The sequence below is a fragment of the Roseomonas sp. TS2 genome, from assembly GCF_058833935.1.
In genome coordinates, this window is the sequence record NZ_JCACVY010000133.1 from 1 (window position 1) to 12,326 (window position 12,326).

Genomic DNA, 12,326 nt, shown 5'->3' on the forward strand with positions numbered 1-12,326 from the left:
CAGGGCGGAGCCGTCCAGCCCGTCGAGCCCCGGGCAGCCCATCAGCGCGAGGGTGAGGTCCAGCTCCGCGGCGAGCCCCTGGAGCACCGCGCGGACCCCGTCCTCCCCCGCCAGGGCCAGCCCATAGACATAGGGGCGGCCCAGCAGCACCGCCGATGCGCCCAGGGCGAGCGCCTTGACGACGTCGGAGCCCGTGCGGATGCCGCCGTCGAACAGCACCGGAACCCGCCCCGCCACGGCCTCGGCCACCGGCGCCAGCATGTCCAGCGAGGCCACGGCGCCATCGACCTGCCGCCCGCCATGGTTGGAGACGACGATGCCGTCCATGCCCGCATCCAGGGCGCGGCGCGCGTCATCGGGGTGCAGGATGCCCTTGAGCAGGATGGGCAGCCACGTGGCGCGGCGCAGCCGGGGCAGGTCGGCCCAGGTGAGGTCGGGGCGGGAGTAGAGGGCGATGAAGCGCTGCACCGCCTGCATCACCTGCCGCGGCGCGGCCAGGGCCTGCAGCGTGCCCCCCGGCCAGGCGCGCAGCAGCGCCAGGACCGAGGGCAGGGCGCCCGGCCCGAGGCGCGGGCGCTCCGCCGGGTCGGCCTCGGGCGGCGGCAGGCCCTGGAAGACGGGGTCCGAGACGTAATTCGCGATGCCGCGCCCGCGCAGGAACGGCAGGTGGCCGCAGTCGAGGTCGCGCGGGCGCCAGCCCAGCTGCGTGGTGTCGAGCGTGACGACGATGGCCTCGTAGCCGGCGGCCTCGGCGCGGCGCAGGAAGCTCTCCATCAGCGCGTCGCTGGAGGACCAGTAGAGCTGGAACCAGCGCGGGCCCGTGCCGCAGGCGCGCGCGATGCTCTCCAGCGGCACGGAGGACTGGCTGGAGGCGATGAAGGTCAGGCCCTCGGCCGCGGCGGCGCGGGCGGCGGCCAGGTCGCCCTGGCGCCAGGCCATGTCCAGCACCCCGATGGGCGCCAGCAGCAACGGCAGCGGCAGGGTGCGGCCGAAAAGCCCGACCGAGAGCCGGCGCGCCGAGACGTCGCGCAGCACGCGCTGAAGGATGCGGTGATGGTCGAAGGCGGCGCGGTTGGCGGCGGCGGTCCGCTCCAGCCCGGCCGCGCCGGCGATGTAGGCCCGCGCCTTGCCGCCCATCCGGCGCAGCGCGGCGCGTTCCAGGGCTTCCGCCGAGCTGGGGACGACCGGCCGCCGCCCGGCGAAGCCGGCGGTGAAGATGCTGGCCTGATGCCGCCGGCCCAGTCCCGCCATGGAAATCCTGCCGTGCCGGCAGCCCCGCCCGATGCCGCGCGCCAGGATGCCGCAGATCGGGCTCCGCCCGCAACGCGGCGCATCGTGCCCCGCCCGCCCATCGGCCCCTTGCGGGGTGTAACCCCGGGCGTTACACGCTCGCCCATGCCGCGACGCCGAACGATCGGACCCGGGTTTGACGGCGAGGGCCACCCCGGCAGGCTGTTGCGGCGGCAGATCCTTCCCGCGCTCAAGCTGACGATCAGCCAGGCGGCCCAGGATGTGGGCATCACCCGGCAGAGCTTGCACCGCATCCTGGCCGGACGGGCGGCGATCACGCCGGAGATGGCCCTGCGGTTTGAGCGCCTGTGCGGCGTGTCATCCCGGTTCTGGCTGGAGCGTCAGCACGCCTACGAGCTTCTCCGTGCCGAGGCCGCGATGGAAAACGCGCTCTCGCAGATCCCCCAGCATCCCCTTCCGGAGAACATCATGGCCGAGCTTGACGTGAAATGACGCGCCCCGAGGCCAGTCCGCCGGAGAAGGCGCGGACCGGGGTGCCGGGACTCGACGACATCCTGTCCGGTGGATTGTCCCCGGGGCACATGTTCCTCCTCGAAGGAAATCCCGGCACGGGCAAGACGACCATCGCGCTGCGGTTCCTCCTGGAAGGCGCGGCGAGAGGGGAGCAGTGCCTCTACATCACGCTTTCGGAAACCGCGCGGGAGCTGCGCGAGGGCGCCGCGTCGCATGGCTGGTCCCTGCCCGACGAAGTCTCCGTCTTCGAGCTGGTGCCGCCCGAGAGCCTGCTCGATTCCGCGCAGCAGCAAAGCCTGCTCCATTCCTCGGACCTCGAGCTCGGCGAGGCCACGCGCCAGATCTTCGAGGCGTATGAGCGCGTGCGGCCCACCCGCATCGTGCTGGACAGCCTCTCCGAGATCCGCCTGCTGGCGCAGGGCTCGCTCCGCTACCGCCGGCAGATCCTCGCCCTGAAGCACTACTTCGCCCGGCTCGGCGGCACGGTGCTGCTCCTCGACGACCTGACCTCCGACACCTTCGACAAGACGGTGCACAGCGTCGTGCATGGCGTGATCCGGCTGGAGGCGCTGTCGCCCAGCTATGGCGCCGAGCGCCGGCGCCTCCGCATCTCGAAGTATCGCGGCCAGGCGTTCCGGGGCGGCTTCCACGACTTCACCATCCAGAGGGGCGGCGTGCATGTCTTTCCGCGGCTGATCGCGGCCGAGCACCGCAGCGGCTATGAGCGCGCGCGCAGGACCAGCGACATTCCCGCGCTGGACGCGCTGCTGGGGGGCGGCATCGAGCAGGGCTCCAGCACGCTGCTCCTCGGCCCCTCCGGCACGGGCAAGAGCATCCTGTCGCTGCAATTCGTCACCGCCGCCATACGGCGCGGCGAGAAGGCCGCCATCTTCGTCTTCGACGAGGAGATGGGCCTGCTGCTGCGCCGGGCGGCGGAGATCGGCTTCGATCTGGAAGGGATGCGGAGGCGCGGCGCCCTGCTCATCGAGCAGGTCGATGCCGCCGAGCTGTCTCCGGGCGAGTTCGCCCACCGGGTGCGCGAGCATGTCGACAAGGCGCAGGCGAAGACGGTCGTCATCGACAGCCTCAACGGCTACCAGGCGGCGATGCCGGACGAGAACGCGCTCATCCTCCACATCCACGAGCTGCTCCAGTACCTGAACCGCCAGGGCGCGACGACCTTCCTGACGGTGGCGCAGCATGGGCTGGTGGGCGACATGCGGTCGCCGGTCGACGTGACCTACCTCGCCGACACGGTGATCCTGCTCCGCTACTTCGAGGCCGTCGGCAATGTCCGGCGCGCCATCTCCGTGATCAAGAAGCGGACCGGCGCGCACGAGAACACCATCCGCGAGTACCAGATCAGCCGTGGCGGCATCGGCCTCGGCGAGCCGCTGCGGGATTTCCAGGGCGTGCTGCGCGGCGTGCCGACATTCACCGGCGACACGGCGCCGCTGCTGGACAGCTTTCCCGCAAAGTGATGGGCAACGCTCCCGCGCACGCGCTGACGGTGCCGCTGTACACGCCCTATGGCCGTGACGCGACGATCGCCGCGGCGCTGCTGCGCGAGGCCGGCGCCACCGCGGCGGTGTGCGGCGATTTCGCCAGCTTCGAAGCCGCGATCGGCGACGATGCCTGCTTCGCCGTGGTCACGGAGGAGGCCCTGCGGCATGTCGACCTGGCCGGGATCTCCGCCAGGATGGCGCGGCAGCCCGCCTGGTCCGACCTGCCCTTCATCGTCCTCACCCACAGCGGCGGCGGCCCGGAGCAGAACCCGGGCGCCGCCAGGCTCTCGGCGGCTTTCGGCAACGCGACCTTCCTGGAGCGCCCCTTCCATCCCTCCACCTTCGTCAGCGTCGCGCGGGCGGCGCTGAAGGCCCGCGGCCGGCAGTTCGAGGCGCGCGCGCGGATCGAGGCGCTGGACGAGGGCGAGCGCCGGCTCTCGATCGCGCTGCTGGCGGGCCGGCTGGGGTCGTGGGAGCTCGACCTGGAACACGGCGTGCTGACGGCTTCCGCGACCTGCAAGGCCGTGTTCGGCCGCGCCGCGGAGGACGAGTTCACCTATGCGGACCTGCTGGCGGGCATCCATCCCGGCGACCGTGACCGCACGCAGGCCGCGGTGCGGGAAAGCGCCGCCACCGGGGCCGACTACGCCATCGAGTATCGCACGCTGTGGCCGGATGGCAGCGTGCACTGGGCCGAGATCCGGGCCCGCGTGGTGACCGGCCGGTCCGGCGGCCGCCGCATGGTGGGCGTCTCCTCCGACATCACGGCCCGCAAGAAGGCCGAGGACGATCTCCGCCGCCTGAACGAGACGCTCGAGGAACGCGTGGCGGCCCGGACGGCCGAGCTCCTGCGGGCGCACGAGACGGTGCTGGCCGAGGTGGAGCAGAGGAAGCGCACGGAGGAGCAGCTGCGGCAGGCCCAGAAGATGGAGGCGGTGGGGCAGCTCACCGGCGGGCTGGCGCACGATTTCAACAATCTCCTGGCCGGCATCATCGGCAGCCTCGAGCTGCTGCAGATCCGCGTGGCCCAGGGCCGGACCGCCGAGCTGGAGCGGTATGTCGCCTCGGCGCAGGAAGCGGCGTCGCGGGCGGCGGCGCTGACGCACCGCCTCCTGGCCTTCTCCCGCCGGCAGACGCTCGAGGCCAGGCCCACCGACGTGAACGCGCTGGTCATGGGCATGCAGGACCTGATCAACCGCACGGTCGGGCCGGCGATCGCCGTCACCTCCTCGGGCGCCGACGATCTCTGGCCGACGCTGGTCGACCCCAACCAGCTTGAGAACGCCCTGCTGAACCTGTGCATCAACGCGCGCGACGCGATGCCCGGGGGCGGCGCGCTGACGATCGCCACGGAGAACCGCCTCCTCGGCGCGGAGGAGGCGGCCGGGCTGGATCTCGAGGCCGGCCCCTATGTCGCCCTGCATGTCTCCGACACCGGAACCGGCATGGAGCCCGAGGTGATCGCGCGGGCCTTCGACCCGTTCTTCACCACCAAGCCCCTGGGCCAGGGCACGGGCCTCGGCCTCTCGATGATCTATGGCTTCGTCCGGCAGTCCGGCGGGCAGGTCCGCATCCGCTCGGAGGCCGGCCGCGGCGCGACCATGACCCTCTACCTCCCGCGCCACACCGGCCCGCTCGAGGGGCCCGCCGCCGAGGGTGGAGCCGGGGATCCGCTCCGCCCGGCGGAGGGCGAGACGGTGCTGGTGGTCGATGACGAAGCGACCATCCGCCTGCTGATCGTCGAGGTCCTCGAGGATCTGGGCTATGCCGCCCTGCAGGCCGGCGACGGCGCGGCGGGGCTGAAACTCCTCCGCTCGGGGCGGCGCATCGACCTCCTGGTCACGGATGTCGGCCTGCCGGGCGGCATGAATGGCCGGCAGCTCGCGGACGCGGCCCGCACGCTGCGCCCGGAGCTGCGGATCCTCTTCATCACCGGCTATGCCGAAAGCGCCGCGATCGGCGACCGGCATCTCGAGGAGGGCATGCAGGTGCTGACCAAGCCCTTCACCATGCGTGACCTGGCCAGCCGCCTGGAGGCGCTGCTCCGCCGGCCTTGAGCGGCCGGCCCGGTCTCCCTTCTCCGCGCCCGGGGCGGGGCCTTCCCGTCAGGCGCCGCCGCGCGGGAAGGCCGCCTCCAGGAAGTCGAGGAAGACGCGGATGCGCTGGCTGACATGCCGCTTGCTGTGGTGCACGGCATAGATGCTCTCCTCCATCCGCGCCGCCTCGGCCGGGAAGAGGCGGACGAGGCGGCCGCTGGCCAGATCCTCCGCCACCTGGAACTCCGCCAGCCGCGCGATGCCGACGCCGGCCAGGGCGAGTGCCAGCAGCATCTGCCCCTGGTTCGCCGTCACGCTGCCGCTGGCGCGGATGCGGCGCAGCGAGTGCTCGCTGTCGCGGAAGGTCCAGGTGCTCCAGGGCATGCGCTTGTTGAAGTTGAGGCATTCGTGCCGCGCCAGCTCCTCCGGCGTCGCCGGCATGCCGTGCTCGGCGAGGTAGGCGGGCGCGGCGCAGATCACCCAGCGCATGTTGACGATGCGCCGCGCCACCAGCGAGGAATCCGGCAGCTCGCCGATGTAGAGCGCCACATCCACGCCGCCCTCCAGCAGGTTGCCCGCCTCGTTGCCCAGCACGAATTCCAGCCGCAGCCCAGGGTGCTGCCGCCGGAAGGCAGGCACCAGCGGCGCCAGCTGGTGGATGGCAAAGGTGGGCATGGAGCGGATGCGCAGCACGTCGCGCGGGGTGACGCCGGTGAAGGCCACCGCCTCCGCCTCCTCCACCGCCTCGATCGCCTGCCGCGCCGCGGGGTAGAAGGCCTCGCCCTCCGGCGTCAGCGTCAGGCTGCGCAACGAGCGGTTGAACAGCACCACGCCCAGGCGGTTCTCCAGCCGCGCGATCATCTTGCTGATGGCGGAGGGGCTGAGCGAGAGGCTGCGCCCGGCGGCGGAGAAGCCGCCATCCTCCACGGCGCGGACGAAGACGAGCATCTCTCCCAGCCGGTCCATGGCGCCACCTGTGACGGTTGTTCACATCAGTTTGGCAGTTTTGGAAATTGAAGGGTGGGGCGCAAGCCCCTAGCCTCCCGGCATGCCGGCCGTTGCCCTTGAGGCGGCGGCCCAGGCCAAGAATGTCCAAGGCGGAAACACAGGAAGGGAGCGGTGCGGCATGTCGTCCACGGCGCGCAACCAGACCAATGGAGCGGCGTCTCCGGCGGCGGAACTCGATGCCCTGATCATCGGCGCGGGCTTCGCCGGGCTCTATCAACTGCACACGCTGCGCGACAGGCTGGGGCTGAAGGCGCGGGTGCTGGAAGCCGGCGACGGCGTCGGCGGCACCTGGTACTGGAACCGCTACCCCGGCGCGCGCTGTGACTCGGAAAGCTACTACTACTCCTACTCCTTCTCCGAGGAATTGCAGCAGGAATGGAGCTGGAGCGAGCGCTACCCCGAGCATGGCGAGATCCGCCGCTACCTCGATCACGTCGCCGCGAAGTTCGACCTGAAGCGCGACATCCAGTTCGGCACCCGCGTCGGCAGCGCCGAATACGACGCCGCCGCCAATCTCTGGCGCGTGCGCACCGAGGCGGGGGAGAGCTTCTCGGCGCGCTACCTCATCACCGCCGTGGGCTGCCTCTCCTCGGCCAACATCCCGAAGATCGCCGGCCTCGAGAGCTTCGCGGGGCAGTGGTACCACACCGGCCGCTGGCCGCAGGAGGATGTGGACTTCACCGGCAAGCGCGTCGGCCTGATCGGCACCGGCTCGACCGGCATCCAGGCGACGCCGGTGATCGCGGAGAAGGCCGCGCGCCTCACCGTGTTCCAGCGCACGGCCAACTACAGCATCCCCGCCCGCAACGGCCCGGTGGGCGCGGAGGAGCTGCGCGAGATCAAGGCCAACTACGCCGCCATCCGCGAGAAGGCGCGCGCCACGATCAATGGCCATCCCTTCGACATCGCGCCCGAATCCGCGCTGGACGTGGCGGAGGAGGAGCGGCTGGCGCGCTACGAGAAGGCGTGGGAGACGGGCGGCCTGCGCTTCCGCGCCGCCTTCCGCGACCTGCTGACCAGCAAGGCCGCCAACGATACCGCCTCGGAGTTCATCCGCGCCAAGATCCGCGGCATCGTGCGGGACCCGAAGGTGGCGGAGATGCTGACGCCGAAGGACCACCCCTTCGCCACAAAGCGCCCGCCCATCGACAGCCACTATTTCGAGACCTTCAACCGCGACAACGTCACGCTGGTGGACATCAAGGCGACGCCGATCGTCGAGATCACGCCGGCCGGCATCCGCACCACGGCCGGCGAGATCCCGCTCGACATCATCGTCTTCGCCACCGGGTTCGACGCGATGACGGGGCCGCTGCTGGCCATGGACATCCGCGGTCGGGACGGCGTGGCGCTGCGGGATGCCTGGGCCGCCGGGCCGCGCAGCTATCTCGGGCTGCAGGTGGCGGGCTTCCCCAACCTGTTCACCATCACCGGGCCGGGCAGCCCCTCGGTGCTGACCAACATGCCGGTCGCCATCGAGCAGCATGTGGACTGGATCACCGGCTGCATCGACCATATGCGCCAGCACGGGCTGCAGCGCATCGAGCCGGAGCCGGAGGCGGCGGAGCGCTGGGTGGCGCATGTGAACGAGGCCGCCAACGCTACGTTGCTGCCGCTGGCCAACAGCTCCTGGTATCTGGGCGCCAACGTGCCGGGCAAGCCGCGCGTCTTCATGCCCTATGCCGGTGGCATGGCCAACTACGCGCGGCTCTGCGCCGAGGTGGCGGCGAAGGACTACCAGGGCTTCGTGCTCGGCCGCTGAGGGAAAGCCGGATGCCCGCGCTTCACCCGGACGTCCTCGCGCTGCTGCGGCAGGCGCGCGAGGCCGGCAGCCAGCCCTTCGAGACGCAGACGCCCGAGGCGGCGCGCGCGGCCCATGCGGCGCGCGCCCGCGCCCTGCAATCGCCCGGGCCGGCGCTGCCCTGGGTGCGGGACATGGTGGCGCAGGCGGGGGAGGGGCCACCGGTGCCGGTGCGCCTCTACCGTGCCGCCGAGGCCGAGCCGGGCGGCCCGCCGCTGCCCTGCCTGCTCTACCTGCATGGCGGCGGCTGGGTGCTGGGCAGCCTGGAGACGCATGACGGCCTCTGCCGCCGCCTGGCGCGGGCCCTCGGCGCCTGCGTGCTGGCGGTGGAATACCGGCTGGCGCCGGAGCACCCCGCGCCGGCCGCGCTGGAGGACAGCATCGCCGCGCTGCGCTGGCTGGCGGCCGAGGCGCCGTCGCTCGGCATCGACCCGGCGCGGCTGGCGGTGGGCGGCGACAGCGCCGGCGGCACCCTCGCCGCCGTGCTGGCGCTGATGGCGCGCGACGGCACGGTGCCGCCCGTGGTGTTCCAGATGCTGCTCTACCCCGCCGTCGACCTGGCCATGACGGGCGAGAGCTATGAGCGCTTCCGCGAGGGGCTGCCGCTGACGGCGGCGACGATGCGCTGGTTCATCGACCACTACCTGCCGCCCCCGATGGACCGGACGGCGTGGCGCTTCTCGCCCGCGCGGGCGCAATCCCTCGCCGGCGTGGCGCCCGCCCTGGTGCTGACCTGCGGGCACGACCCGCTGTGCAGCGAGGGCCAGCTCTACGCCGCGCGGCTGGAGCGGGAGGGCGTGCGCGTCACCGCCCTGCATGCGAGCGACCAGATGCACGGCATCCTCACCATGGACAAGGCGATCGGCCCGGTGGCCGAGCTGGTGGCCTTCGCGGCCGGGGTGCTGCGCCGCCATTGGTGAGGGGGCGGGGAGGCGCGGAACCGTGGCGGGAGAACCGGCGCGGCGGCGGAGCCGTGCCCGGATTATCCATGCAAGAGTTCCTTTGCCTGACAGGGAAAAACTGTTGACGGCCTGAGTTTGCGCTGCCCAACATGAACGAAATCCATCGGAAAGATGGAAAGCCGTACAGGTGCCATGGGCACCGGCGGCATGAAGGGAGAGAGAAATGTCCAACGGTGCGAATGTCACCGGGCGGCGCGTGCTGCTCGGCGGTGCCGCCGCGGGTGCGGCCATGCTGGCCATGCCGCGCATTGCCGGCGCCCAGGCCAAGGTGATCCGCGTCGGCATGCCGACGATTTTGTCCGGGCGCGTCGCTATCCTCGGCACGTCGAGCCGGGCGGCGGTGCAGTACGCCTTCGGCCGCATCAACGAGGCAGGCGGGCTTGGCGGCCGCACGCTGCAACTGGTGGAGCGCGATTCCAAGGGCCGCCCCGACGAGGCCGCCAAGGTGACGCGCGACCTCATCAACAACGATGGCTGCGAGATCATCATCGACGGCGAGGCCTCCTCGGGCGGCTTCGCGGTGCATGAGGTGGTGCGCGATCTGCCGGTGCTGTGCATCCACACCAATTCCGAGACCTCGTCGCTGACGGCGGACCCGAAGCTGCACGTCAAGACCGCCTTCCGCTGCGCCCGCCAGGGCATCCACGACGCGGTGGCGGGCGGCGTCTATGCCTCGGGCATCTCGAAGCAGCGCGGGCTGAAGCGCTGGATGACCTGCTCGCCCGACTATGCCTATGGCCGCGACAACACCGCCGAGTTCCTCGAATTCGCGAAGATGTACGATCCGGCCATCGAGGTGGTCGACCAGGTGTGGCCGCGCCTCTTCGCGCCGGACTACACGGAGAACATCACCAAGGCGCTGCAGGTAAAGCCGCAGGCGATGTACTCGGCGCTGTGGGGCGGCGACCTCGTCAGCTTCATCGAGCAGAGCAACCTCTACCGGCTGTTCCCGAACGTGGCGCTGTTCTCCTCCTCGCTGGGAGACCCGCCGGTGCTGACCGCCATCAAGCAGCTGCCGGCCGGGCTGCACACCGCCTACCGCTACAACCGCAACTACCCCGAGAAGCCGGCCAACACCGCCTTCGCCGACGGCTTCACGGCGCTGGCGAAGCACGAGCCCACCAACTGGGCCTGGCAGAACTACGTCGCCGCCCAGTTCATCGCCGAGGCGCTGAAGCGCACCAATGGCCGCACCGAGGGCGCGGCGCTGGCGGCGGAGCTGAAGGGCATGGCCATTCCCTCCGGCCTCGCGGTGGAGGAGAAGCTGACGCTGCGCGACACCGACCACACGCTGATCGGCTACCCCACCGCCTGGGGCCGCACCGTGCCGAAGGCGCCCTTCGTCGAGGATTTCGCGCCCATCCCCTGGTCGCAGATCCTGGAGATGGAGACGCAGTGGAAGAAGCAGAAGGGCTACGCCTGAGCCGCGCCCCGCCACGGGAGACACGCCATGAATCTCGATGTTCTCGCCGGCTGCGTCGCCACCGCCTCCTGCTTCGTCACCCAGGTGTCGACGGGGCTGATCGTCGGCATGCTGCTGTTCCTTGTCGCCTCCGGGCTGTCGCTGATCTTCGGCGTGCTGGGCGTGGTCAACTTCGCCCATGGCGTGTTCTACATGCTGGGCGCCTACTTCGCCTTCGCCGCCTATGAGGCGACCGGCAGCTTCATCCTGGCGCTGCTGGCCGGCGCCGCGGGGGCAGGAATCGTCGGCATCGTCTTCGAGCGGTTCTTCATGAGCCGCGTCTATGGCAAGGACCTGCTGATGCAGCTCCTCGTCTGCTACGCCGCCATCCTGATCTGCGACGACCTGGTGAAGATCGTCTTCGGCGCCGACTACAAGCTGATGGGCATGCCGGAAGCCTTCGCCACCGCGCCGGTGGAGGTGCTGGGCGGCTTCATCCCCGGCTACTACATCTTCATGGTGGGCATGGCGCTCGGCATCGGCGCGGTGCTGTGGCTTGGCATCAACCGCACGCGGCTGGGCAAGATCATCCGGGCGCTGGCGATCAACCCGCAGATGGTCGGCGCGCTCGGCATCAACACGCGGCTGCTCTACGCCGGCGTCTTCGGCATGGGCTGCGTGCTGGCCGGCACGGCGGGGGCGCTCGCCGCGCCGGTCCGCACGCTGACGCCGGGCATGGGCCTCTCGGTGCTGATCGAGAGCTTCATCGTCACCGTCATCGGCGGCATGGGCTCGATCCCCGGCGCGCTGGTGGCGGCGATCCTGATCGGGCTGACGCGGGCCTTCGGCGCCATCGGCTTCCCGCTCTTCACCGACGGGCTGATGTTCGCGCTGATGGGGTTGGTGCTGATCCTGCGCCCCTCCGGCCTGCTTGGCGCGAGGACGGCCTGATGCGTGCCGGGCTGATGCGGGATCTGGGCCTCGGCCTGATCGGGCTGGTGCTGCTGCTGGCGCTGCCCGCGCTCTTCCCGCACCCCTCGTTGCGGGATTTCCTGATCTACGTCATCGCCTACGGGCTGCTGGCGATGTCGCTGAACCTGCTGGTGGGCCTCACCGGGCTGGTCTCCTTCGGCCATGCCGCCTACTTCGCCTCGGGCGCCTATGTGTTCGGGCTGCTGATGCAGGGCGGCGCGGTCTCCATCCCCGTGGCCATGCTGGCGGCGGTGGGCGGCACGGCGCTGCTGGCGTTGGTCATCGGCGCCATCTGCGTGCGGCTGAAGGAGATCTACTTCTCCTTCATCACGCTGGCCTTCCAGATGTTCATTCACAGCATCATCCTGACCTGGGTGGACCTGACGGGCGGCGACCAGGGGCTGCGCGGCGGCATCCCGCGCCCGCCCTTCCTTGGCATCGACCTCGGCGACGCGGGCACGCTCTATGCCTTCTGCGCGGTGGCCTTCGTGGCCTGCCTGCTGGTGATGCGGCAGGTCTGGCAATCGCCCTTCGGCTACACGCTGCGGATGATCCGCGACAACCCGGCCCGCGCCAACTTCCTCGGCGTGGACGTGGTGCGGATGAAGCTCGGCGTCTTCGTCCTGGCCGGCACCATGGCCAGCGTGGCGGGCATCATCATGGCGCTGTTCGTCTCCGGTGCCTTCCCCGAATTCGGCTTCTGGACCACCTCGGGCGAGGCGATCTTCATGATCATGCTGGGCGGCACGCAGGTCTTCCTGGGCCCCGTCATCGGCGCCTTCCTGCTGCAATTGCTGAACCACTACGTGACGATCTGGACGCACCATCACGGGCTGGTGCTGGGCATCGTCATCCTGGCCATCGTGCTGGGGCTGC

10 protein-coding genes are annotated in these 12,326 nt (G+C 70.9%); 8 read left to right on the top strand and 2 right to left on the bottom strand.

Features of this window, described 5'->3' with window-relative positions; genetic code table 11:
* The coding region (locus ACZJYS_RS17685) for an alpha-hydroxy-acid oxidizing protein (protein ID WP_493179787.1) at window positions 1-1,251 on the bottom strand (1,251 nt) is incomplete at its 3' end.
* Between the two features lie 144 nt (window positions 1,252-1,395).
* Between ACZJYS_RS17685 and ACZJYS_RS17690 the strand changes: the two genes are divergently transcribed.
* The 3 genes from ACZJYS_RS17690 to ACZJYS_RS17700 are packed head-to-tail and all read left to right on the top strand — an operon-like array spanning window position 1,396 to window position 5,326.
* A complete protein-coding gene (locus tag ACZJYS_RS17690) occupies window positions 1,396-1,743 on the top strand; it encodes a HigA family addiction module antitoxin (protein ID WP_493179788.1) in 348 nt (115 codons plus the stop codon).
* Complete coding sequence (locus ACZJYS_RS17695; protein ID WP_379650399.1) at window positions 1,740-3,245, top strand: ATPase domain-containing protein; 1,506 nt, start codon at window positions 1,740-1,742, stop codon at window positions 3,243-3,245. The genes ACZJYS_RS17690 and ACZJYS_RS17695 overlap by 4 nt, the downstream gene beginning before the upstream one ends.
* A complete protein-coding gene (locus ACZJYS_RS17700; RefSeq protein ID WP_379650397.1) occupies window positions 3,245-5,326 on the top strand; it encodes an ATP-binding protein in 2,082 nt (693 codons plus the stop codon). Before ACZJYS_RS17695 ends, ACZJYS_RS17700 begins: the two co-directional genes overlap by 1 nt.
* Window positions 5,327-5,374: 48 nt before the next feature.
* On the opposite strand, the gene ACZJYS_RS17705 is transcribed toward ACZJYS_RS17700, so the two are convergent.
* Window positions 5,375-6,271, bottom strand: coding sequence for a LysR family transcriptional regulator (locus ACZJYS_RS17705; RefSeq protein ID WP_109516961.1), 897 nt, complete (start codon window positions 6,269-6,271; stop codon window positions 5,375-5,377).
* A gap of 160 nt (window positions 6,272-6,431) precedes the next feature.
* Between ACZJYS_RS17705 and ACZJYS_RS17710 the strand changes: the two genes are divergently transcribed.
* The 5 genes from ACZJYS_RS17710 to ACZJYS_RS17730 form a co-directional block, all read left to right on the top strand.
* The gene (locus tag ACZJYS_RS17710) at window positions 6,432-8,075 is read left to right on the top strand and encodes a flavin-containing monooxygenase (protein WP_493179789.1); all 1,644 of its coding nucleotides are present in this window, start codon (window positions 6,432-6,434) and stop codon (window positions 8,073-8,075) included.
* Between the two features lie 11 nt (window positions 8,076-8,086).
* Window positions 8,087-9,034: an alpha/beta hydrolase gene (locus tag ACZJYS_RS17715; RefSeq protein WP_493179790.1), complete on the top strand. Its 948-nt coding sequence runs from the start codon at window positions 8,087-8,089 to the stop codon at window positions 9,032-9,034.
* Between the two features lie 205 nt (window positions 9,035-9,239).
* On the top strand, window positions 9,240-10,499 hold the full coding sequence (locus ACZJYS_RS17720; RefSeq protein ID WP_493179791.1) for an ABC transporter substrate-binding protein: 1,260 nt from the start codon (window positions 9,240-9,242) through the stop codon (window positions 10,497-10,499).
* 27 nt (window positions 10,500-10,526) lie between these two features.
* The gene (locus ACZJYS_RS17725; RefSeq protein ID WP_379632928.1) at window positions 10,527-11,429 is read left to right on the top strand and encodes a branched-chain amino acid ABC transporter permease; all 903 of its coding nucleotides are present in this window, start codon (window positions 10,527-10,529) and stop codon (window positions 11,427-11,429) included.
* Window positions 11,429-12,326: branched-chain amino acid ABC transporter permease (locus ACZJYS_RS17730; RefSeq protein ID WP_493179792.1), on the top strand; the 898-nt coding region annotated here is incomplete at its 3' end. The genes ACZJYS_RS17725 and ACZJYS_RS17730, both read left to right, overlap by 1 nt.

Coding starts and splice junctions, on each gene's coding strand:
- ACZJYS_RS17690 (WP_493179788.1), top strand. CDS start 1,396: ATGCCGCGACGCCGAACGATCGGACCCGGGTTTGACGGCGAGGGCCAC.
- ACZJYS_RS17695 (WP_379650399.1), top strand. CDS start 1,740: ATGACGCGCCCCGAGGCCAGTCCGCCGGAGAAGGCGCGGACCGGGGTG.
- ACZJYS_RS17700 (WP_379650397.1), top strand. CDS start 3,245: ATGGGCAACGCTCCCGCGCACGCGCTGACGGTGCCGCTGTACACGCCC.
- ACZJYS_RS17705 (WP_109516961.1), bottom strand. CDS start 6,271: ATGGACCGGCTGGGAGAGATGCTCGTCTTCGTCCGCGCCGTGGAGGAT.
- ACZJYS_RS17710 (WP_493179789.1), top strand. CDS start 6,432: ATGTCGTCCACGGCGCGCAACCAGACCAATGGAGCGGCGTCTCCGGCG.
- ACZJYS_RS17715 (WP_493179790.1), top strand. CDS start 8,087: ATGCCCGCGCTTCACCCGGACGTCCTCGCGCTGCTGCGGCAGGCGCGC.
- ACZJYS_RS17720 (WP_493179791.1), top strand. CDS start 9,240: ATGTCCAACGGTGCGAATGTCACCGGGCGGCGCGTGCTGCTCGGCGGT.
- ACZJYS_RS17725 (WP_379632928.1), top strand. CDS start 10,527: ATGAATCTCGATGTTCTCGCCGGCTGCGTCGCCACCGCCTCCTGCTTC.